Origin of the sequence: Chondromyces crocatus (assembly GCF_001189295.1) — a bacterium.
Taxonomy (GTDB): Bacteria; Myxococcota_A; Polyangia; order Polyangiales; family Polyangiaceae; genus Chondromyces; species Chondromyces crocatus.
In genome coordinates, this window is the sequence record NZ_CP012159.1 from 8,174,528 (window position 1) to 8,196,935 (window position 22,408).

General features: G+C 68.2%; 14 protein-coding genes. 10 read left to right on the forward strand and 4 right to left on the reverse strand.

Going from position 1 to position 22,408, the window contains the following annotated elements:
- Positions 1-180: 180 nt before the first annotated feature.
- Entirely contained in the window at positions 181-4,431 is a 4,251-nt protein-coding gene (locus tag CMC5_RS29365; protein WP_050433502.1) for an MYXO-CTERM sorting domain-containing protein, read from the reverse strand.
- 897 nt (positions 4,432-5,328) lie between these two features.
- Here CMC5_RS29365 and CMC5_RS29370 point away from each other — a divergent pair.
- The 9 genes from CMC5_RS29370 (at position 5,329) to CMC5_RS29410 (ending at position 15,030) form a co-directional block, all read left to right on the forward strand.
- Positions 5,329-6,354: a 1,9-bis(guanidino)-5-aza-nonane synthase gene (locus CMC5_RS29370; RefSeq protein ID WP_050436199.1), complete on the forward strand. Its 1,026-nt coding sequence runs from the start codon at positions 5,329-5,331 to the stop codon at positions 6,352-6,354.
- A 29-nt stretch (positions 6,355-6,383) separates the two neighbouring features.
- Complete coding sequence (locus CMC5_RS29375) at positions 6,384-7,127, forward strand: SDR family NAD(P)-dependent oxidoreductase (protein ID WP_050433503.1); 744 nt, start codon at positions 6,384-6,386, stop codon at positions 7,125-7,127.
- Positions 7,127-8,569, forward strand: coding sequence for an FAD-binding oxidoreductase (locus CMC5_RS29380; protein WP_050433504.1), 1,443 nt, complete (start codon positions 7,127-7,129; stop codon positions 8,567-8,569). The genes CMC5_RS29375 and CMC5_RS29380 overlap by 1 nt, the downstream gene beginning before the upstream one ends.
- Before the next feature lie 137 nt (positions 8,570-8,706).
- Positions 8,707-10,311 carry an ABC-F family ATP-binding cassette domain-containing protein gene (locus CMC5_RS29385; RefSeq protein ID WP_050433505.1) on the forward strand — a complete coding sequence of 535 codons (1,605 nt, stop codon included), beginning with the start codon at positions 8,707-8,709 and terminating at the stop codon, positions 10,309-10,311.
- A 99-nt stretch (positions 10,312-10,410) separates the two neighbouring features.
- A complete protein-coding gene (locus CMC5_RS29390; protein WP_156338935.1) occupies positions 10,411-11,151 on the forward strand; it encodes a cell envelope integrity TolA family protein in 741 nt (246 codons plus the stop codon).
- On the forward strand, positions 11,130-11,762 hold the full coding sequence (locus tag CMC5_RS29395; RefSeq protein WP_050433507.1) for a S1 RNA-binding domain-containing protein: 633 nt from the start codon (positions 11,130-11,132) through the stop codon (positions 11,760-11,762). Before CMC5_RS29390 ends, CMC5_RS29395 begins: the two co-directional genes overlap by 22 nt.
- Before the next feature lie 215 nt (positions 11,763-11,977).
- Positions 11,978-12,580 carry a hypothetical protein gene (locus CMC5_RS29400; protein ID WP_050433508.1) on the forward strand — a complete coding sequence of 201 codons (603 nt, stop codon included), beginning with the start codon at positions 11,978-11,980 and terminating at the stop codon, positions 12,578-12,580.
- A gap of 6 nt (positions 12,581-12,586) precedes the next feature.
- Positions 12,587-12,814, forward strand: coding sequence for a hypothetical protein (locus tag CMC5_RS29405; protein WP_050433509.1), 228 nt, complete (start codon positions 12,587-12,589; stop codon positions 12,812-12,814).
- Between the two features lie 473 nt (positions 12,815-13,287).
- Positions 13,288-15,030 carry a hypothetical protein gene (locus tag CMC5_RS29410; RefSeq protein WP_156338936.1) on the forward strand — a complete coding sequence of 581 codons (1,743 nt, stop codon included), beginning with the start codon at positions 13,288-13,290 and terminating at the stop codon, positions 15,028-15,030.
- Between the two features lie 81 nt (positions 15,031-15,111).
- Here the strand turns inward: CMC5_RS29410 and CMC5_RS29415 are convergent, their stop codons facing one another.
- Positions 15,112-16,767 (reverse strand): right-handed parallel beta-helix repeat-containing protein, encoded by a 1,656-nt coding sequence (locus CMC5_RS29415; protein WP_050433511.1) that lies wholly within the window; start codon positions 16,765-16,767, stop codon positions 15,112-15,114.
- Between the two features lie 180 nt (positions 16,768-16,947).
- Between CMC5_RS29415 and CMC5_RS29420 the strand changes: the two genes are divergently transcribed.
- Positions 16,948-17,820 carry an SDR family oxidoreductase gene (locus CMC5_RS29420; RefSeq protein WP_245677813.1) on the forward strand — a complete coding sequence of 291 codons (873 nt, stop codon included), beginning with the start codon at positions 16,948-16,950 and terminating at the stop codon, positions 17,818-17,820.
- A 116-nt stretch (positions 17,821-17,936) separates the two neighbouring features.
- Here CMC5_RS29420 and CMC5_RS29425 read toward each other — a convergent pair whose 3' ends face one another.
- Complete coding sequence (locus CMC5_RS29425; protein WP_050433512.1) at positions 17,937-19,202, reverse strand: efflux RND transporter periplasmic adaptor subunit; 1,266 nt, start codon at positions 19,200-19,202, stop codon at positions 17,937-17,939.
- Entirely contained in the window at positions 19,199-22,366 is a 3,168-nt protein-coding gene (locus CMC5_RS29430; protein WP_050433513.1) for an efflux RND transporter permease subunit, read from the reverse strand. The genes CMC5_RS29425 and CMC5_RS29430 overlap by 4 nt, the downstream gene beginning before the upstream one ends.
- Positions 22,367-22,408 lie beyond the last annotated feature (42 nt).

A 22,408-nucleotide genomic window follows, 5' to 3' on the forward strand; every position in this document is an offset into this window, starting at 1 on the left:
CATCAGCTTCGCGTGAGTCCTGACGCCTCGCCATGGCGCCAGGCCTCTCTTCGCCTTCGCCCTCCGTGCCAGGCCCACTTCGCATTCGGCCCGACCGGACGAGAGGGGCCCCGAACGGGTGCTCGACGGCGGCGCTCATGGCGCGCCAGACGTCACCCGAACGGGGCGAGGAACGAGGTTCTACAGGAGGGATGGCGTCACGGCGGCGCGCGCACGGCCTTGCCGCCGACGACGGGCGACGAGCAGGCCGAGCGCGAGCGTCGCGATCGGGAAGCCGCCGGTCGACGAGCCGTGCGTACGGCACCCGCAACCGCCGTCGTCCGAAGGCGCCTCACCGCTGCCTCCAGCGCCAGACGTGTCACCTCCCACGCCGGTGCTCGTCGCACCTCCCACGCCGGTGCTCGTGGCGCCTCCCACGCCGGTGCTCGTCGACGAGGACGTGCCAGCGCCGCCCCCGCCGGAGCCGGTGGGCAAGACGATCTGGCACGTGCCATCGACACAGATGCCCCCGGTGCAGGGCGTGTTGTCGGGCAGCGCGGGGTTCGTGCAGCCTCCCGCGCTGGCATCGCAGACGCCTGGCGCGTGGCATTCATCGAGGGCCGCGCAGACGACCGCCGTCCCGCCGCACGCCCCTTGGCTGCAGCGATCGGTGCTCGTGCAAGGATCGCCGTCGTCGCAGACCGTGCCTTCGGGCAGTGGGGCGATCCCCACGCATTGCCCTGTACCCGGGTTGCAGATGCCGGCGCTGTGGCACACGCCCGGCGCAGGGCAGAGCACCGGGTTTGCGCCCACGCAGGCGCCCCCCTGGCAGGAATCCGATTGCGTGCACGCATTGCCGTCATCGCAGGACGTCCCGTTGGGCTTCGCGGGATTCACGCACATGCCCGTCGCCGGGTTGCACACACCCTGGTCGTGGCAGGCGTCGAGGGTCGGACAGATCACCTCATTCACGCCGACGCAGACACCCGAGAGGCAGGTGTCGAGCTGCGTGCAGGCGTTGCCATCATCGCACGCGGCGCCGTCCGGCTTCTCGGTGACCGGACAGATCCCCGTCGCGACATCACACGCAGCCACCACGTGGCACGAGTCCACCATGGGGCAGATCACGGGATTCTGGCCCGTGCAGGTGCCACCCTGGCACGTATCCGACTGCGTACATGCGCTGCCATCGTCACAGGGCGAGCCGTTCGGCTTGATGGGCGCCGAGCACTGACCCGTGACCGGGTTGCAGGTGCCGGGCTCGTGGCATGCGTCCTGCGCGACGCAGACGACGGGATCGGCCCCGAAGCACACGCCGGCCTGGCAGGTGTCCGTCTGCGTGCACCCATTGCCATCATTGCAAGCGACACCGGTGAGCGGAGTGCATACGCCGTCGGCCGTGGCGCCAAGGGCAGCGCTGCACGCCTGACAGTCGGCGGCCGAGTTTCCGCAGGGGGCATTGCAGCAGACCCCATCGACGCAGAAGCCGCTCGCGCAGTCCGAGGCCGCCGAGCAGGAGGCTCCAGCCACGAGAGACGACGTGATCATGCGCGCGTGCATCCGGTGGGCCCCGATCGGGATGAGCGGTTCGGCACGGGACGCCGCCATCAACAGCCGGCCTGCACCATCGCTGGCGAGCGCCGGCGGTCCGTGATTTTTCACGCTGGGTGCGGAGACGGCGAAGCCAGTCGAGGGGAACACGTTGCCCGTTCGGTTGACCCATGCCCCGTAGATCTCGGCATTGAGGCTGTTGCGCTCGTCGCGCCAGGCCACGAAGCAGTCCGTGCCGTCGAACGCAACGGCGGGACTGCTCTGGATGTTGACGGCCGCGGAGATGGGGAACCCACCACTGGAATCCAGAAGCGTCCCTGCGCTGGTGACGCGGGACCCCAGGATGTTGTCGTAGCTGCGATACACCACCAGGAAGTTGAACCCATCGAAGGCGGCTGCGGGCATGGTTCCGGCCGTCGAGATCGTGAAAACGGAACCGACTGGCGTCCCCGCCCCGCTCACACGCACGCCGGCGATCGCCGACCCGCTGGTCGTCCACACGACGAGAGCCACGCTCCCGTCGTACACGACCCCTGGACTCATGAGGGCTGCGCCGGTCGACGCAAGCACGATCCCGGCAGGATTCTGCACGCTCCCGGAGGGTGTCACCCGCGTGCTGATGATGCGCACGGGGTTGTTCCGTTGATCGATCCACGCCACGAGATACGCCGCGTCACCGTAAACGAGATTCGGTGTCGTCTGCTTCTCCACCGTCCCCGAGACCATGAGCCCCGCAGGGTCGAGCACCGTGCCATCGGCGTCGACGCGGGTCCCCATGATGTCGGCGTCCGCGCTGCCGGCGCGCTCGTCCTGCCAGACAACGAAGAACGATGACCCATCCGAGGCGATCTTGGGACGCGCCTGGTTCCCTGGCGCGGTCGACACAGCGATCCCCGAACCGTCGAGCACCGCCCCCAGCGCGCTCACCCGGACACCATAGATGTCCGACATCGACCCAGATCGCTTGTCTTCCCATACGACCAGATAGTGGGTCCCGTTCCACCCGACGGCGGCATTCGACTGGTCGTTGGCCGCCGTGGAGATGGGAAACGCTGCATCGACCACGGCGCCAGCACCCGAGAAGCGCGCGCCCCAGATGTCCCAGGTCGCGTCGGCGGCTCTGGCCTCCCAGCCGATGAGACACTCGGACACCGAGCAGGCCATCGTCGGCGCCGAGTTCGGTATCGTCGGATTCGAGAGGGGCACCGCCTGGGCGTCGAGCAGCGCCCCACCCGCCGAGATCCGAGCGCCGCGGATCTGCGAATTGCTCTGGCTGGCATCCTTCCACACGACGACGTAGTTGGTACCGTCGAACCCGGCGGCGGGCCTCGATTGAGCCCCCGGGGCCGAGACGATCTCGATGCCACCGGGATGCAGGTTCGTCCCCGAGGAATCCACGCGCGTGGCATAGATGTCCGGATCGCCCCACTTGCTGTCGTTCCACACGATCAAGCAGTTGATGCCGTCACAGGCGACGGAGGACTCGCTCTGATTGTTGGCGCCTCCGCTCAACAGGGCGCCGCCACTGGGGATCAGCCCGCCGGATGCGCCGACGCGCCCAGCGAAAATGTCATAATTGAAGCCATTCCGCAGATCCTCCCAGGCGACGACGAAATCCGTGCCGTTGAAGGCGACGGAGGGATTGCGTGACGTCGCGGAGGTTGTCCCGATCCTCAACCGGTTGTTCAGTGCCCCCCCCGACGAGCTGACCCGCTGGCCCCAGCTGCTCGTCCCGTCGTTCCACACGACGAGGTAGTTCGTGCCATTGAAGGCAACCTGGATGTTGCTGAGCGGCGTCTGGTCGGAACTGGAAGTCTCGTTGAAGAACGTCTGTCCGTTCTGAGAGCCGAGCACGGTCCCGTCCCTCGACACGCGGACGTTACGGAGCTGCTTGCGCCAGGAGCCCGACACGCTATCCCGGACGGACCAGACGACCAGATAGTCCGTCCCATCGAAGCCGACGGCAAGCTGCGTCACGGAAGAGAGCTGCGTGCCGACTGCGATCCCCCCAGGATCGAGCACGACACCCGCAGGGCTCACCCGGGTCGCGTAAATTCGCCATCCAGAGTCCGTCAGATCAAGCGCTCTGTAATCGAACCAGACGACGAAATAGTTCGTCCCGTCGAACACGACGTCAGGCGCGAGCTGGTCCTTCTCGGCCAGCGCCGTGACGATGAGCTCATCCATCCCGAACTCAGAAGAGATCGTCGGATCCAGCACCGCCGGATACGCGCTCCCCTCCACCAGCACCTCGGGCACGGCGATCGTCAGCTCGCCGTCCGCGTAGCGCACCGGCAGCAACGAGGTCTCTCCTCGTCCATCGATCCACTGCGCGCGCCCATAGCGCAGGCCAATCCCCGTCGCCGGATCCACGAAATGGTGTCCCGTGGGCGACTCGCCCGAATACACCTGCCCGGAGACCCGCACCCGCACCACGAGATCGCCGCGACCGCGCGGGCGCTCCTGGAACGAGAAGCTCTGCTCCACGCCCTCCTCCCCGTTGCGGAGATGCTCCACGACCCAGCCCCGTTCGAGCGCGAGGTGACCGTCCGCCTCGACGCGCCCGACGCCAGGGACGACCGCCGAAGGCTCGCTTGCACGCCCGATGGCATGGGTCTCGAAGGTGACCGGCGCCCCGCTCTTGCTGTCGGTTTGCAAAGGCGTGACCGTGAAGCCCGACGTCGCAGCGTGGACCCGATAAGCGCCGTGGCCGCCGCTCCAGCCAGGCCTGGTGTCATCTGGCCGGAAGGCGAAATGCACCTGCCGCATCACGGCGCCGAGATCGAACGAGGGAGAATTCCCTGAAGGGGTGAGCTGGTTCGGCGCCTCGGAGGGCGCAGGCAGCGCCGAGGACTCGCTCGCGGTCGGGTCGGAGCCCGAACACGCCACAGCGAGCACCACGAACCATGCAAAAACTAACAGGGAGGAGCGAGTGGACTTGGTAGCGATACGTCGGGGGACAAACACACCTGGATGCCAACTCAACAGACTCAGCCATGTCAAGCGGATCTCGTCTCATGGCGTCGTAAAATTTGACTCGCACTTCGAGTGGCCCCACCCCTGGCCGTTCTCGGCCCGCACTCCCGGCCCTCTCACAGTCCCTGCGCCCTTCATCTCACCCGTCAGGAGGTGCGGAGCCTGCCCGAGGACCTCAAGCAGAGACGCCTCGCACACCGCCCACAGCCCCCCAAGGCAGACCGCGTTCACGCCAAGGCAAGCCTCACTCACTCCAAGGCAGACCGCGTTCACGCCAAGGCAAGCCTCGCTCACTCCAAGGCAGCCGTCGCTCACTCCAAGGCAGCCGCCGCTCACTCCAAGGCAAGCCTCGCTCACCCCAAGGCAGCCGCCGCTCACCCCAAGGCAGCCGCCGCTCACCCCAAGGCAGCCGCCGCTCACTCCAAGGCAGCCGCCGCTCACTCCAAGGCAGCCGTCGTTCACCCCAAGGCAGCCGTCGTTCACCCCAAGGCAGCCGTCGCTCACCCCAAGGCAGACGGTGCTCACCCAGATGCTCCGTGTGTCACCTCACCCATCCTTCCCTCCCTCACCGCCGCTCTCCCCTGCCCTCCCTCGCCCCAGCCCCCCCTCTCCCCTCCCCTAACCCACCGACTTCCTTCACCTTCCCCCGCTCCTCCCCCACCGAGTGGCACGCCTCCACCCAACTGTGCTACGCCTTGGCGCTCAGCCACCTGACGGTCCGATGGCGGCGGGCATCCAGCTCTCCGTAGGCCGTTCCGCGGTGGCTTGCGCTCGACCCTACGGGCCATCGTGGGTGATTTCCGGGTCGTTCAGGACTCACGGATGGCTACCACCAAGAGCGATCTCCTTCGTCAGCCCATCGCCCACATCGACATCAAGGCCTTCGACGCGCGCCCCATCGTGGACGCGATGGGCGGCATGGCGTTCCAGGCCAGGAACCTCCACCGCGCCGCCACCATCCTCGACGGCATGATCCGCGAGCCCGAGGGTGGGGTGATCCTCTGCCTTGCGGGCTCGCTGGTCTCGGCGGGGCTCAAGCAGGTCATCGTCGACATGATCCGCCACAACATGGTCGACGCCATCGTGTCGACCGGCGCGAACATCGTCGACCAGGACTACTTCGAGAGCCTCGGGTTCAAGCACTACGTCGGTTCGCCGTACGCGGACGACCACGCGCTGCGCGACCTGGGCATCGACCGCATCTACGACACGTACATCGACGAGGAGGAGCTGCGGATCTGCGACATGACGGTGGCGAAGATCGCGGCCGAGCTGGAGCCGCGGCCTCACTCGTCGCGGGAGTTCATCGGCGAGATGGCGCGCTACCTGGTCGCCCAGGGAAAGAAGACGGACGGGATCGTCCTCGCGGCCCACGAGTGCGGGGTGCCGATCTTCTGCCCGGCGTTCAGCGACTGCAGCGCCGGGTTCGGCCTGGTCCACCACCAGTGGGAGCGGCAGGGCAAGCCTCAGCTCAGCATCGACAGCGCCCGGGACTTCCTGGAGTTGACGCGGGTGAAGCTCGCGGCCAAGGAGACCGGCCTCTTCATGATCGGTGGCGGTGTCCCCAAGAACTTCGCGCAGGATACGGTCGTCGCGGCCGACCTGCTCGGCAAGCAGGTGAACATGCACAAGTATGCCGTGCAGCTCACCGTGGCCGACGAGCGGGACGGGGCGCTGTCGGGCTCGACGCTGCGCGAGGCGTGCTCCTGGGGGAAGGTCGATACGGCCTACGAGCAGATGGTCTATGGAGAGGCCACCACAACCATGCCGCTCATCGTCTCGTATGCATTCCACGCGGGGAACTGGAAGTCCCGGAAGCCGCGCCGGTATGCCGAGATCTGCGGCTGAGCGCAATTTGACGGGATCGAGGTAGGTCAGTGAGTGCTTCCTTCAAGAAGGCCATCGTCGTCGGGGCCTCGTCGGGTATCGGCGAGGCCATCGCGCGGCGCCTCGCGGACGAGGGCGCGGACGTCGCCATCGTGGCGCGGCGCGAGGACGAGCTGAAGCGCGTCGCAGCGTCGGTGCCGGGTGGCAAGATCCGGCCTTACGCGCACGACGCGGCCGACTTCGAGGGCGTGCCCGCGCTGTTCGAGCGCATCGTCGCCGACCTGGGTGGGCTGGACACGCTGGTCTACGCGGCGGGGGCGATGCCCGCGATCGCGGAGGGCGAGTACAGCTTCGAGAAGGATCGCACCATGGTCACGGTGAACCTGCTCGGCGCCATGGCCTGGATGAACCCCGCGGCCGCGCGGTTCCAGGCGGCGCAGAGCGGGACCCTCGTCGGGATCTCCAGCATCGCCGGGGAGCGCGGGCGCCGGGGGAACCCGGGGTACTGCACGTCGAAGGCGGCGCTGTCGACCTACCTGGAGTCGCTCCGGAACCGCTGCTCGCGCTACGGGGTGAACGTGGTGACGGTGAAGCCGGGCTTCGTCGACACGGCGATGACGCGGGGAATGAAGGGGCTGTTCTGGCTCATCTCCGCGGACGAGGCGGCGCGGCAGTCGCTCGCGATGGCGAGGCGGGGGTCGAGCGCGAGCGGGTTCGTCCCGTCGCGCTGGGCGCTCGTCGCGCTGGTCGTGCGCATGCTGCCGTCGTTCGTGTTCCGGAAGCTCAACTTCTGATGAGCACGATGGCGATCGCTCCACTTCGCACCACGGCGCCCTGGCAGGTCCTCGAAGGCTTCGGCCGGGCCGTGCGCGCTGCGTGCCGCTACGCCGCGCCCCGCTCGGTCGACGAGCTGGAGGCGGTGCTCGAGCGCGCGAAGAGCGAGGGGCTGAGCGTCGCGTTCCGGGGCTCGGGGCGGAGCTACGGGGACGCGGCGCTCAACACCGAGGGCCTGGTCATCGACGCGACGGGGATCGATCGCGTGCTGCGCTGGGAGCCGGAGTCGGGGATCTTCGAGGCGGAGCCCGGGGTGACCATCGAGGGCCTGTGGCGGCGCACGATCGAGGATGGCTACTGGCCTGCGGTGGTGCCGGGCACGATGCGGCCGACACTCGGTGGCTGCGTGGGGATGAACATCCACGGGAAGAACAACTACCGCGCGGGGCCGTTCGGCGATCACGTGCTGGAGCTGGAGCTGCTCACGCCCGCGCGCGGGCGCTTGCGGTGCAGCCGCGCGGAGAACCCGGAGATCTTCCACGCCGCGATCGGGGGGCTCGGGCTGCTCGGTGCGGTGACGCGCGTGAAGATGAAGCTGAAGCCGGTGGGGAGCGGGCGGCTGCGGGTCGCGTCGCTCACCGAGGGCAACCTGGAGGCGCTGTTCGATCGCTTCGAGACCTGCCTGCCCGGCTCGGACTACGTGGTCGGCTGGGTCGACTGCCTGGCGCGCGGGCGCGGGCTGGGGCGGGGGCAGATCCACGCGGCGAACTACCTGGAAGCGGACGAGGATCCGGAGGGGCGGGAGTCGCTTCACGTGGAGCGGCAAGGGCTGCCGCCGCACATCCTCGGGGTGCCGAAGAAGGTTCTGTGGCGCTTCATGCGGCCCTTCCTCAACAACCCGTGCGTGTCGCTGGTGAACGCGCTGAAGTACCACAGCTCGCGCTGGGCCCACGGCACCTCGTACCTCCAGTCGCACGTCGCCTTCGCGTTCCTGCTCGACTACGTGCCGGACTGGCGCCTCGCCTACGGCCCCGGCGGCTTCATCCAGTACCAGATCTTCGTGCCCGACGAGACCGCGCGGGCGTGCATGCGTGACGTGCTCTCGCTGTGCCAGGAGGAGGGGCTGATGTCGTATCTCGGGGTGCTGAAGCGGCACCGCCCGGACGCCTTCCTCCTGTCCCACGCCGTCGACGGCTGGTCGCTGGCGCTCGACTTTCCTGTCAAGAAGACGACACGCGCTCGCCTCTGGGCGCTCACCGAGCGGCTCACCGAGCGCGTCCTCGCCGCAGGTGGGCGGTTCTACTTCGCGAAGGATGGTGTCCTCCGGCCCGAGGACGTGGAGCGCGCCTACGGGCGTGAGCGGCTCGACAGGTTCCTGGCGCTGAAAGCGGAGCTGGATCCGCAGCAGATGCTCACGAACGATCTGCTCCGCCGCGTGCTGCCGTCCCGGCCGAGCCCCTGAGCCGGCCAGGCCCGAGCCGACCAGGAGCGTGACGGCCCGGGGGGCCGGTGGCCCCGCAGCCGGGCCGGCCGAGCGGTCGAAGGGGGCGCCATTTCCCCCGAAACGCCCTCGGAAACGTGCTAGTGCCAGGGCCCTTCATGATCACGCTCGAGAAGCTCACCAAGCGGTTCGGCCCCAAGATCCTGTTCGAGAACGTCTCGATGCGGTTCGACCCCGCCAAGCGCTACGCGCTGGTCGGCGCAAACGGGGCAGGCAAGTCGACACTCCTCAAGGTCATCTCGGGGGAGCAGGACTCCGATCAGGGCTCGGTCGAGATTCCGAAGGCCCTCAAGGTCGGCGTGCTGAAGCAGGACCACTTCGCCTACGAGAGCGTCCGCATCCTGGACGCCGTGATGATGGGCAACCGGGTCCTGTGGGACGCGATGCAGGAGAAGGAGAAGCTCTACGCGGGCGAAATGACCGACGAGATCGGCATGCGTCTCGCCGAGCTGGAGGGCGTCGTCGGCGAGGAGGACGGCTACACCGCCGACGCCCGCTGTGCCGCGCTCCTCGAAGGCCTCGGGATCCCGACCAGCCGCCACGACGACACGGTGAGCACGCTGGCCGGCGGATACAAGCTGCGCGTGCTCATCGCGCAGACGCTATTCGCAGGCGCCGACGTGCTGCTCCTCGACGAGCCCACGAACCACCTGGACCTCGAGTCGATCCGGTGGCTGGAGACGTACCTGACCCACGACTTCCGCGGGACGCTGCTCATCGTCAGCCACGACCGTCACTTCATGAACGCGGTGGCGACGCACGTGGCCGACGTCGATTACCAGACGGTGACGGTGTACACCGGCGACTACGACGACTTCGTGGAGCAGAAGACGACCGGCAAGCGCCAGTCCGAGGCCGACGCGGCTCAGAAGAAGAAGAAGATCGCCGAGCTGAAGGACTTCGTCGCCCGCTTCGGCGCGAGCGCGAGCCGCTCCAGCCAGGCGCAGTCGCGCGTGAAGGAGATCGAGAAGCTGGAGGGCAGCATCCAGACGAAGCGGTCGAGCGTGGTGCGACCGTACATCAAGTTCGAGATCGAGAAGCCCTCGGGCCGCGACGTGTTGCGCGTGAATGGCCTGTCGAAGAGCTTCGGCGACAACCACGTGATCAGGTCGCTGGATCTGAACCTGAGCCGCGGCGACAAGCTGGCGGTGATCGGGCCGAGCGGGATCGGCAAGTCGACGCTGCTCAAGCTGCTGGTCGACGAGTACCAACCCGACGCGGGCGAGATCATCTGGGGCCACGAGACGAACGTGGGCTACTTCGCGCAGGACCACCACGAGGCGCTCGACGCCGGGTACTCGGCGTACGAGTGGCTGCACCGCTTCGATCCGAACGCGCCCCTGGAGCACGTGCGCTCCGTGCTCGGGAAGCTCCTGTTCAGCGGCGAGGCCGGCCTGAAGAAGACCGAGAACCTCTCCGGTGGCGAGGCTGCGCGCCTGCTGCTCGCGAAGCTCATCCTGCTGAAGAACAACGTGGTGGTGCTCGACGAGCCGACCAACCACCTCGACGTCGAGAGCATCGACGCGCTGCTCCAGGCGCTCATCGACTTCAAGGGGACGGTGGTGGTGACCAGCCACGACCGGCACTTCATCGGGAAGCTGAGCACCCGGGTGCTGGAGCTGTCGAAGAAGGGCGCACGCCTGTTCAACGGCTCCTACGAAGAGTTCCTCGAGAAGTTCGGCGACGAGCACCTGAAGACCTGATCATGCGCACCAAGATCGCCCCGGATGTGTACATGAAGCGTCCGGAGGGCCAGCGCGAGGCCTCTCGGCAAGACGACGGTCCGCATGCAGAGGGGGGGCATGAGCCCCCTCGGCGTGACGACGGCCCGCGTGCCGAGGGGAGGCGTGAGTTCCCTCGGCGCGACGACGGTCCGCGCCCGGGCTTCCGCCGAGACGAGGGTCCGCGCCCGGGCTTCCGCCGAGACGAGGGTCCGCGCCAGGGCTTTCGCCGAGATGACGGTCCGCGCCAGGGCTTTCGCCGAGATGACGGTCCGCGTGACGGCGCCCGCCCAGACGGACCGCGACGCGACGACGGTCCGCGCCAAGGCTTCCGCCGAGACGATGGCCCGCGCCAGGGCTTTCGCCGAGACGATGGCCCGCGCGACAGCGCTCACCATGGTGGACCCCGGCGCGATGACGGCCCGCGCCAAGGCTTCCGCCGAGACGACGGTCCGCGTGACGGCGCCCGCCCAGACGGACCGCGACGCGACGACGGTCCGCGCCAAGGCTTCCGCCGAGAAGATGGTCCGCGCCAGGGTTTTCGCCGAGACGATGACCCGCGCTACGGCGCCCGCCCAGACGGACCGCGACGCGATGACGGCCCGCGCCAGGGCTTCCGCCGAGACGATGGCCCGCGCGACGGTGCTCGCCCTGGCGGACCGCGGCGCGATGACGGCCCGCGCCAAGGCTTCCGCCGAGACGATGGCCCGCGCGACGGTGCTCGCCATGGCGGACCGCGGCGTGACGACAGCGCCCCCAGGGGTCCTTCGCATGCTCATGACCCGTCCGCGGAATCACCGATGCTGGAGGTCGGTGAGGTGAGGTTCCTGGAGGTCACGGGTGTGACCTCCTTCGGCGCCTTCGTGCGCTGGGGCCTCCAGAAGGACCTCCTCGTGCCCATGGCGGAGCTGATCCGGGACGTGCACCCGGGCGAGCGTCACCCCATCGGGCTGTTCCTCGACCGGCAAGGGCGCCCCACCGGCACCATGCGCATCAGCGAGATGCTGCAGGACGGTGGCGAGTTCGAGCTCGACGAGTGGGTCGAGGGCGAGTCCTGGCGGAAGGAGCCGACCATCGGGGTGTTCGTCATCCTGAAGCGCCGGTTCGTGGGCCTGGTCTCCGCCAGCGAGCCGAACCAGCTCGCGCGCGGCGAGGCCGCCCGGTTCCGGGTGGCGAGCATCCTGCCCGACGGGAAGGTGGAGCTGACCCTGCGCCGCTTCGTCAGCGAGGAGATCGAGGGGGACGCAGCGCGCACGCTGGCCGTGCTGCAGAAGGCGGACACGCCGCAAGTGGGCGATGATTCGCCGCCAGAGCAGATCCACGAGCTGTTCGGGCTGAGCAAGAAGGCGTTCAAGCGCGCGGTGGGGCGGCTCTTGAAGCAGGGGGACGTGACCCTGGACGCCGAGGGATTCGTGGTCGTCACGCAGCGCTGAGGGGTCGCCGAGGCGCTCCTGGGCCCTTGCGGCCCCGGGACGCCCTCCGGGCGACCATGGCGCCGAGACGCCATCACAATCCCAAACAATCCGTTCATCGTCGCCTCACGGCCTCCCCTCACCCTGAGCGAGGCAGGCTGGACACGGGCCTGGCGTGAGGGTCGGGCCCCCGCGCGACACGGTCCGTGACGGCCGCCCACCGGAGAGGATCGGCCATGAAGAAGACACGATGGATCGCGTCCTGGGTCGCGGCGATGGTGCTCGGTGCGGGGCTCGCATCGGCCCAACCGCCGACGGCTGCGCAGCAAGGTGGCGCGCAAGGGCGACCCGGCGCGGGCGATGCCCGAGGGCACGGGGAGCGTGGCGGCAAGCCCGGTGAAGGGCCTGGTCCTGGCAGGAGCGGCGAGCCGCGCGCGGGAGAGCCGCCCAGCGGCGGGAAGAACGGGGAACAGCGCCCCGGGGAGTGGCAGGGCAAGCCCGGGGAGGCAGGCCAGGGTCGCGGGGAGCGCGGGGAGAAGGCCGAGGGGACGCGGGGGCAGCCGGGTGCGGCGCGAGGGCAGGAGGACGGCGAGCACGCGAAGCGGCGCAAGACGCAGGTCGACAAGGAGCGGCCTGCGCTCGACGAGACGCTGAAGACGCGGCCGATGGACGAGGCGCTGAAGAAGGAGATGCAGAGCCACGCCGAGCGGGTGGCGCGGCTGGAGCGGATCCAGACGCTCGCCGAGGCGTCGGGAGACACGGCGACGGCGGCGCGGGCGAAGGCGCTGCTGGAGCAAGAGAACGCGCGCTACAAGACCTATCTGAACAACAGGAAGTAACGACCCATGAACCGATTTGCATGGCTCGCTCCCCTGCCCCTCTGCCTCGCGCTCGTCGGCTGCGATGGTGGCAACGCCGGTCCCGAGGTGGCGAGTGTGGCGACGGCGCAAGGGGCCGTCGCCGACACGGAGATTGCGGTGCCCGCCGACTACGAGGAGAAGGCGAAGACGCAGATCACGACGGACAGCTACAAGAAGGAGCTGGACCAGCTCGAGGCCGAGATCAAGAAGTGATGAATCAGAGCGACGGCGTGAGTGCTTCTCGATGTAAGCGCGCCCTTCGCCCGCGTGCGGCAGCCTGATTCGGCCTCTGGCAGAGGGCGGCCGTACCAGACAGCCTACTCTGTTGCTCTGACTTTGTACGGTAGAGGAGCGCCCCCTTGCCGCACCGCCGAGCAAAACTCGCCGGGTCTCACCACCCAGCGATCCACCCGTAAAACTCAGGCATGTCTCGTCGCTTCGGACCTAACGCTCGTTGCATCGGGAGGCAGGCGAAGTCCCCGGCCATATGCATGAGACTCAGCGACGTAGATCCAACATCGTGAGGGGTCCCTGTCCGAGCAGGGATGTGCAGGCTTGCGGGGGGCGCGTCCCGATCGCCCCGGTCAGCAGGGCAAGTAGCTTTGAGGGCTCACGAAATGGCCCTCCGCTTCCCACGAGAAGACGCTCGCCGACAGCGGGCGACGTGGTACGAGAGGAAGTGGGCCATGACTGACCTTTACGACGAACTCGAGTTCCCCGCACGCGCCGAGTATCTCGATCAATACGAGAACTACCAGGTCGACATCGCGCACTGGAAGGAACTCGCTGAGCAGTTCAAAAAGGCCTTCCGCCAAGTCTACGCGCGCCGTAGCGCCGCGGTACTGCTCGTTCATGGTCCCCAGGGTTCGGGGAAATCGATGTTCAGCACCCGCCTTTCGCAAGACTACGAGCGCACCAAGAGAGGCGAATCGAAGCCAGACCTTCGCAACAACCTCTGGCACCTGCTCGTGGCCACGGATTCACCTGATGAACAGGCAATCGAAAACGCTACAAGGCACGCCGTGTTCAAGCTCGTCGATGAGCACAAGACGCAGAACTGGCTCGAAGAGCTGAGGGGATTCGTCAAGTCGGACGACTCTCGCGTCCGCGTCATCGTCTGCGACGACATGCACAAAGACAGCATGCTCAGGCCCTGGACGGAGATGTCTCCCAAAGAGTTCTATGAGGCCAGGCAAGCGGGTCCTGATGCTGTGCTCGCCCACCTTGCGGAGCGGCTCAACGATGCATGCCGTCACGACTTCCAGCGCACGCTCTTCGTGATGCTCTCGAATGATCGCGCATGGCTCGACAAGCTGCACGGCCACCTCGAACGTTGGTACGAGGGCCTCTCGATCGTGCTGGCGCTGCCAGTGCCAAAGCCCCCGACGCTGGAGCGAATCGTCCGGATCAATACGAACCGACTGAACCGGGTGAGCTACTGGTATTGCCTTGATGCAGCCCATGCCAAGCAGCGTCAAAAAGTGCGGAAGGTGCTCATGGAGGGCAGCGGATTCACGAGTTCCTTTTATGCCGTCAGCCAATCACTGGATGCCCAGTCACGACGTCAGGGCAGGCCAGGAAACCCGAATACTCTGACGCTCGTCACGCTTGGTTCCGAGTTTGCCGAGGTCGAGACCTTCCTGAACGATCGCGAAATCGAGGCGGAGCCTGGGTACGCCGACACGCCTCGCCATCTCGGCGTTTGGGAAGTGCGTGGCCCGTGGGCATCGAAGGTCGTACGCCAGCGAGATCGAGACTTTCTTCGGAGAGCACGCATGCTGGAATCGGAATTCATGCTGCGCTGGGTGAGTCTCGATATGGCAGCAACCTACGCTCTCCTGCAGCCGCCCACGCCCGGAGATCCCGGCGAGGGCCTGATGCAGTTCATCCTCCGCCGTCCTTCGATCGCCACGCCAACCGAGACCCGTGAAGCATGGCGATTGGAGTGCACCACGCTCGACACGCGACTCGACACCCTCCTTCACACCTCCACGGAGGAGGTGGAGAAGCTCACCGAGGATTTCAAGAGACTCGGACAGCGTCGCAGCACCGTGTACGAGCCGGCCATTCGAGTTCGCGCGGGCCTTACAAGTAATTTTGGTCGTGGGTTCGCCGCTTACAAGTCTCTCAAGCCTGATCTGATTGCAATGGACGCTGGCCCGCCGAAATACGGTGAATACACGGTCTGCGCACTCACGAGTGCACCGCCGGAGGACGCTGAGGACCTCGCCGGCGCGCCCACGAGCGCATCGCCGGAGGACGCTGAGGGCCTCGCCGACGCGCCCACGAGCGCATCGCTGAAGGACGCGCTCCGCCGCACGGGGCACAGCGTTGAATTCACAGCGTTCCTTCGTGAAAATCTCGATGGGCTGGAGAGTTATCTCCGGGACAAGATCGAGCGTTACACTGCGATGCTGGAATCTGTGTGACGGTGAGGTGCAGCACGCACGCTCATCAGACCTCGGTCGTGCAGAAAAACCGCTGAGACAACAGTGGCGGAACGCTCGGAATCAGCGAGCGAAGGCGCCGAGGTCGATGCCCGCGGTGGTGGAGCGGGCGACGCCGGCGTAGTCGTCCGGCGGGGGGGTGGTGAGCGCGCCAGGGCAGGCGAAGGCCGGGGTGAGGGCCGAGGTGCCCGCACGGACGGCGGGGCTGTTCGGGGCGAGGTGGTAGTCACCGCGGGCCGGGTCGAGGAGGCGGGGGTCCTCGCCGAGGCGGTTGTGAGCGCCCAGGGTGCAGAGGGCGGGGCCGGTGCAGCCCGAGGCGAGGACGTTGTGATCGAGGGTGATGTCCTCGGGGATGGCGCCGCTCGTGGCGGACAGGATGTCGCGCGCGCCGTTGGCCCAGAAGACGTTGTTGTAAGCGGTGACGGTCGAGTCGAGGACGTAGACGGCGCCGTCGGAGTTGCCCGTGACGGTGTTGTTCGCGATCGTGGCGTAGCCGCGGTCGTCAGGGGCGTTGCCCGAGCCGCGGCCGTCGACGCAGATGGCGCCGACGCCCTGGTTGTCGACGATGACGTTGTTGACGAGGGTGCCGATGGAGGCCTCGTCGATGAAGATGCCGCCGCCGGCCTTGGGGGCGACGTTGCGCGCGATCCAGTTGGACTCGATGGCGACGGTGATGAGGGGGTACTGGGCGATGATGCCACCGCCCACGCCCTGGCCGCCGGCGCCGTTCAAGGGGGCGTGGCCGCGGTTGCCCTCGATGCGGTTGTGGTGGATGTGGGCGTTCATGCTCACGGAGATGCCGGCGCCGTGGGGGGTGTCGTAGCGGGCGACGTTGTCGCGGACGATGTTGTGGGCGATCGTCGCGAGGGCCGGGCTGACCTGGAGGGTGCCGCCGATGCGGGTGTTGCGCTCGGAGGAGGGCGAGGAGCCGATGAAGATGCCTGCGCCGCCTGCGCCCGCGGCGTTGTTCTCGATGAGGTTGTGCTCGATCACGACCTGCGTCCCGGAGAGGCGGAGGCCGCCGCCGCGGTGGTCGTGGTGGCCCTCGATGCCGTTGTCGTGGATGTGGTTGTTGCGGACGACGAGGGTCCGGCCCGCGGAGTAGCCGCTCGCGATGAGGACGCCGTGGAGGCCGCCGGAGAGGTCGAGGCCGTCAAGGGTGAGGGATCGGACGTTGCCGAAGACGAGGGTGCCGCTCGCGCGGTCGGGCGCCTTCACGGCGGTGCGGTAGCGGACGCTGTCGCGCTCGGCGAAGCTCTGGCCGGCCCGGAAGCCGCCGACGAGGGTGTACTCGGTGCCCGAGGTGAAGCGGTCGGCCTGGCTGCCCACGCGCTCGACGTAGGTGCCCTCGGCGATGCAGAGGATCGCTTTCTGGCCGCTCTGGATGGCGAGGTAGGCAGCCTGGAGCGTGGCGAAGGGGGCCTGGCGCGCGCCGCTGCCACCCGGCGCGGCCGCCGCGTCGACGAAGAGGTAGGTGTGGCCCGGGAGCGCGCCGCCGGGCTCGCAGCCGTAGCGTTGCCGGGCGCCCGCGGAGGAGATGCCGGGTTCGGCGTCGCTCGCGCCGATGCCAGGCTCGGGTTCGCTTCCGGTGAGGGCCGCCGCCGACTCCAGCTCCTCGGGGGTGATCGTCACGGTGGCGTCGTCCGAGGGCTGGCCGCTGCATGCGGCACAGAGGAGGGCGAACAGCGGGGTGGAGCAGACGAGTCGGCGACGGATCATGGACCTCCTCCGGGAAACGTGCGGATGAGAAGCGCGCTGGCGTCAGGCGTGGAACGCGCTGGGGGGAGAGGAGGGCGGAGGTGCAAGCGCCAGGCCGGTCGCCGCCGTGCTCCGCGCGCTCGCTCGGGGTGGGCACGGGGATCCACCGCGCTATCCTGCGCCGCAAAGGACGAGGACAGAATGGCGTTCGATACGATGGAAGGGCGGATCGTGGTGCTCACCGGCGCGACGGGAGGCATCGGGAAGGCGGCGGCGATCGCGCTGGCACGGAGCGGGGCCTCGGTGGTGCTGGTGTGCCGGGACCGCGCCCGGGGCGAAGCGCTGCAGGCCGAGATTCGCGAGGCGACGGGCAAGGAGACGGACCTTTTTCTGGCCGATCTCGGGGTGCAGGCGGAGGTGCGGCGGGTCGCAGGGGAGCTTCTCGGGCGCTACCCGCGCATCCACGTGCTGATCAACAACGCCGGGCTGGTGAACCTGGAGCGGGAGGTGACGGTCGACGGGATCGAGGCCACGCTGGCGGTGAACCATTTGGGGCCGTTCCTGCTGACGAACCTGCTGCTCGAAAGGCTGCGGGAGAGCGCGCCGGCCCGCATCGTGAACGTGTCGTCCGACGCCCACCGGTTCGCGCCGCTCGATCTCGACGATCTCCAGAACGAGCGCCGCTACGGGTGGATGCGGGTGTACGGGCAGTCGAAGCTCTGCAACATCCTGTTCACGCGAGAGCTTTCGCGTCGGCTCGCCGGGAGCGGGGTGACGGTGAACAGCGTGCATCCAGGGGCGGTGGCGACGGGGCTCGGCAAGAACAACGGGGTGTGGGCGAAGCGCATCATCGGCCTGCTGAAGCCGTTCTTCCTGACGCCCGAGCAAGGGGCGGACACGGCGGTGTACCTGGCCAGCGCGCGGGAGCTGGAGGGGGTGAGCGGGGAGTACTACGTGAAGCGCAAGGTGAAGCGGCCAGCGGCGCACGCGCTGGACGACGTCACGGCGAGGAAGCTCTGGGAGCGGAGCGAGGCGCTGACGGGGCTCCCGGCCGACAAGGCGTCGGCTGGGTAACGGCCTCACGATGGACAGTCGTCGGCGGAGTTCTGGCCGCTGACGGTGGCTCGACCAAGGGCCCCGGGCGCCATGGGCTCCACGCGTGCTCCCGGGGCGTTGCGACGTCCGCTGCCCTACGGGTTCGGAGACAGGATCTCGACCGCCATGCCCTCGCTCAGCTCGGCGTTGGCGAGCTTCACGACGCGGTCGCTCTCTTCGAGGCCGGTCGCGATCTGCAAGGTCGCGCCGGTGTCGCGCTCGACGGTGATGGGCGTGAAGTGGATCGTGTTCTCCGCGGTGACGATGGCGACCCGCAGGCCTCTGGAGTCGCTGTAGAGGGCCGTGGCGGGGACCTCCAGCACGCGGTGCGGGGACGGCAGCGTCAAGGAAGCCTCGGCGTACATGCCGACGAGGAGCTTGCCGTCGGGGTTCGGGACGCGCACCTCGGTGTTCATCGTGCGGGTGGCGGCGTCGAGAGCGCCGGACGTGCGCGCCACGGTGCCCTGGAAGGGCTGGCCGGGGAACTCGCGCACCTTGATCTCGGCGGGGGCAGAGACCTTGACGCTGGGGGCCACGTCCTGAGGGATGCCCACGAAGACGCGCACCGGGTCGGTGGCGGCGATGCGGAAGAGGGGGGTGCCGTTGCCCGCGGTGACGAGGGCGCCGCGCTCGATGGTGCGGGAGGTGACGGTCCCGGCGAAGGGAGCGACGAGGCGAGCGAAGGCCTTGAGGTCGCGGAGGCGCTGGATGTTGGCGTTCTGAGCGGCGATGGTGGCCTGCGCGACGGTGACGCTGGCCTCGTCGACGCTGGCCTGGCCCTGGCGCTGGTCGAGCTCCTGCTGGGAGGCGACGCCCTCGGGGACGAGGGCCTGGTAGCGCTTGAGGAGGGACTTCGACAGGTCACGGCTGGCCTGGGCCTTGACCAGGCCGGCGCTGGCCTGGGCGAGCTGGGCGCGGGCCTGGGCCAGTTCCATGTCGAGCTCGGGGGTGTCGACCTCGGCCAGGAGCTGGCCTTCCGTCACCTTGTCGCCGATGTCGACCAGCCACTTGCGGACATAGCCGCTGACCCGGGGGTAGATGACCGTCTCTTCGAGGGGCTGGACGCTGCCTGGCAAGAGCATGGCGCGATCGCTCGACAGCACCTTGGGCGTGAGGACCTCGACCCGCAGCGCCGCCCCCTCCTGCGCCTTCACGCCTTGCTCCAGCGCGATCCGGGCGCTCCGGCGCGGGAGGTACGCGGTGGCGAACGCCGCGCCGAGCACGCCGACGGCGATCAGGCCGACCGCGATCAGGCGGATCGGCGTGACGATGGCCGGCGCGGGCAGGTCGAAGCCGAGATCGTCGGCGGGCTGGACAGGGGGATGCGTCTCGGCGGCGGGGTGTTCGTCTCGGGGGGTCATAGGTTCTCCGCAAGTGGATCCGTGGCCGGCGCTTTCTTCCGGAGGATGCTGTACATCACGGGCACGAAGAAGAGGGTGGTCATGGTGGCGACGAGCAGGCCGCCGATGACGGCGCGGCCGAGCGGGGCGTTCTGCTCGCCTCCCTCGCCCAGGCCAGTCGACATCGGGAGCATGCCGATGATCATCGCGAAGGCGGTCATGATGACCGGGCGCAGGCGGGTCATGCCGGCGGCGAGGGAGGCGGTCGTGGCGTCGCGGCCCACCTTGCGCTGATCGTTGGCGAAGGTGACGACGAGGATGCTGTTGGCGGTGGCGACGCCGACGCACATGATCGACCCCATCAGGGCAGGCACGCTGAGCGTGGTCCCCGTGAGGAAGAGCATCCAGGCGATGCCGGAGACCGCGCCGGGCAGGGCCATGAGGATGACCAGCGGGTCGAGCCACGACTGGAAGTTCACCACCATCAGCAGGTACACGAGCACGACGGCGAAGATCAGGCCGTAGCCGAGGCCCCGGAACGAGGATTCCATGCTCTCGACCTGGCCCTTGACGGTCGCCTTGGTGCCGCGGGGCATCTCGGGCTGGAGCTCGTCGATGACGCGGTTGACGGCGCTGGCCACGGAGCCGAGGTCGGTACCTTCCACGTTGGCCTGTACGTCGAAGGTGCGGGCGACGTTGTAGTGGGTGATGTTGACCGGGCCGGTGTCGCGCGCGACCTGGGCGACGTTGGAGAGGAACTGGGGCTGGCCGCCGGTCGACAGGGGGGTGACGTTCACGTCGTCGAGGGACCCGATGGCGTGCTGCGGGGTCTGCACGGCGACGAGGTACTGCACGCCGCGCTTGTCCAGCCAGTAGCTCGGGGAGACCTGGCCGCTCGACGAGAGCGAGACGAGGATGTCGCTGGCCACGTCGCGCTGGCTGAGGCCGAGCTGGTCGGCCATGGTGCGGTCGACGTTGATGCGGAGCTGCTGGCGGTCGTTGACCTGGGCGAGGTGGACGTCGACCGCGCCGGGGATCTTCTTCATGCGCTCGGCGATCTTGACGGCCACCTCGTAGGTCTCGGGCTCCTTGCCGATCGGGCCCACCACCTGGACGTTGATCGGGGCCGGGAGGCCGAAGTTCAAGACCTGGGTGGTGATGTCCGGGGGCAGGAAGAAGAAGGTGGTGTCCGGGTAGGTGGCGTTGAGCTTCTCGCGGAGGCCGCGGACGTAGCCTTCGGTCGGCTGATGCCCGTGCTTGAGCGAGATCATGATCTGCCCGTCGGCCGAGGAGATGAGCGCGCCCTCGCTGAGGGAGAGGTTGATGCCGCTCGCCGGGATGCCGAGGTTGTCGATGAGGGTGTCGATCTCCTCGGAGGGGATCACCTCGCGGATGGTCTGCTCGATGCGGGCGATGTTGCGCTCGGTCTCTTCGAGGCGGGTGCCGGGGGAGCCGCGGACGTGGAGCTTGATGAGGCCCGCGTCCACGTTCGGAAAGAAGTCGCGCCCGAGCAGGGGGAGCAGCGAGACGGAGGCCGCGACGAAGACCAGGAAGCCGGTGACGAAGCCGAACCGGTGGGCGAGGGCCCAGGCGAGGAGCTCGCCGTAGGCCATGCGCATGCGGTCGAAGCCGCGGTTGAAGGCGGCGTAGATGCGCCCGAAGAAGCTCTTCGGAGGGCCGTGATCGCCGTGGGCGTGCTCCTCGGACTCGCGCTCCAAGAGCAAGCGCACCATCGTCGGGACGAGCGTCCGCGAGAGGACGTACGACATGAGCATCGCGAAGACGACGGCCAGCGCGAGCGGGACGAAGAGGGACTTCGCCGCGCCGGTGATGAACGCCACCGGCACGAAGACGATGCAGATGCAGAGGGTGGCGACGAGCGCGGGGACCGCGATCTCCTGGGCACCGTCGACGATGGCGCGGATGAAGGGCTTCCGCTGACCGAGGTTCCGGTGGATGTTCTCGATGGCGACGGTGGCGTCGTCGACCAGGATGCCGACGGCGAGCGCCATGCCGCCCAGGGTCATCGTGTTGAGGGTGTGCCCCAGCGCGTCCAGGAGGATGATCGAGACCAGGATCGAGAGCGGGATGCTGGTGATGACGATCAGCGTGCTCCGCCAGCTCCCGAGGAAGAGCAGGATCATCAGGGCGGTGAGGGCGGCGGCGATGATCGCCTCGTGGACGACGCCATCGACCGCGGCGCGCACGAAGACCGACTGGTCGAAGAGGAGGGTCGCCTTCAGCTCCTTCGGCAGCCGGTCCATGGTGGCGGGGAGCATCTCGCGGATGCGCGCGGCCACGTCGAGGGTGCTGGCGCTGCCGGCCTTGAGGATGGTCATGAGCACGCTGCGCCCGCCGCTCACGTGGACCATGCTCTGCTGGGGCGAGTTGCCGTCGCGGATGTTGGCGACGTCGCGCACGAAGATCGTCTTGCCGTTGACGGTCTTGATGGGCAGCGATCCCAGCTCCTCCAGGGCCGCCGGGCTGCTGTTCATGATGACGGGGTACTCGTTCTCCCCCATCTTCGCCGAGCCGGAGGGCAGGATGACGTTCTGCAGCCCGAGGGCGGTGTTCACGTCACGCGGCGAGAGGCCCCAGGCGTAGAGACGCTGGGGATCGATGTCGACCATGATCTGGCGCTGCTTGCCGCCGTAGGGCCAGGGGATCTGGGTGCCCTTGATGGTCGCGAGATCGGCGCGGATGAAGTTGACGCCGTAGTCGAAGAGCTGCTGTTCGCTCATCGACTCGCTCTCCAGCGCCGCCTGCATGATGGGCACGTTGGAGGCGCTGTAGCGGAGGACCAGCGGTGGCGTCATGCCTGGAGGCATGAAGCGGATCACGCTCTGCGAGGCCGCCGTGATCTGCGCGATGGCGGCGTCGACGCTGGCGCCCGGCTGGAGGAAGACCTTGACGATGGAGATGCCGGTGAGCGACTGGCTCTCGACGTGATCGATGTCGCTGACGACGGTCGTCAGGAAGCGCTCGTAGTTGTTGACGACGCGCTTCTCCATCTCCTCGGCGGGCAGACCGCCGTAGTTGAAGATGACGGAGATGACCGGGATGTCGATGTTCGGGAAGATGTCCGTCGGCATCCGGACGATCGTGAAGATGCCCATGATGAGGATGAGCATCGACATCACGATGAAGGTGTACGGGCGCTTCAGCGCGGTGATGACGAGCCACATGGCGCCACTTCCTTCTGCCTCCACCCGCGACGACGCCCGGAG

What these genes read in the sequence shown, in the direction of transcription:
- CMC5_RS29370 (WP_050436199.1), top strand. Translation starts at nt 5,329, where the DNA reads ATGGCTACCACCAAGAGCGATCTCCTTCGTCAGCCCATCGCCCACATC.
- CMC5_RS29380 (WP_050433504.1), top strand. Translation starts at nt 7,127, where the DNA reads ATGAGCACGATGGCGATCGCTCCACTTCGCACCACGGCGCCCTGGCAG.
- CMC5_RS29385 (WP_050433505.1), top strand. Translation starts at nt 8,707, where the DNA reads ATGATCACGCTCGAGAAGCTCACCAAGCGGTTCGGCCCCAAGATCCTG.
- CMC5_RS29390 (WP_156338935.1), top strand. Translation starts at nt 10,411, where the DNA reads ATGAGCCCCCTCGGCGTGACGACGGCCCGCGTGCCGAGGGGAGGCGTG.
- CMC5_RS29395 (WP_050433507.1), top strand. Translation starts at nt 11,130, where the DNA reads ATGCTGGAGGTCGGTGAGGTGAGGTTCCTGGAGGTCACGGGTGTGACC.
- CMC5_RS29400 (WP_050433508.1), top strand. Translation starts at nt 11,978, where the DNA reads ATGAAGAAGACACGATGGATCGCGTCCTGGGTCGCGGCGATGGTGCTC.
- CMC5_RS29405 (WP_050433509.1), top strand. Translation starts at nt 12,587, where the DNA reads ATGAACCGATTTGCATGGCTCGCTCCCCTGCCCCTCTGCCTCGCGCTC.
- CMC5_RS29410 (WP_156338936.1), top strand. Translation starts at nt 13,288, where the DNA reads ATGACTGACCTTTACGACGAACTCGAGTTCCCCGCACGCGCCGAGTAT.
- CMC5_RS29415 (WP_050433511.1), bottom strand. Translation starts at nt 16,767, where the DNA reads ATGATCCGTCGCCGACTCGTCTGCTCCACCCCGCTGTTCGCCCTCCTC.
- CMC5_RS29420 (WP_245677813.1), top strand. Translation starts at nt 16,948, where the DNA reads ATGGCGTTCGATACGATGGAAGGGCGGATCGTGGTGCTCACCGGCGCG.
- CMC5_RS29425 (WP_050433512.1), bottom strand. Translation starts at nt 19,202, where the DNA reads ATGACCCCCCGAGACGAACACCCCGCCGCCGAGACGCATCCCCCTGTC.
- CMC5_RS29430 (WP_050433513.1), bottom strand. Translation starts at nt 22,366, where the DNA reads ATGTGGCTCGTCATCACCGCGCTGAAGCGCCCGTACACCTTCATCGTG.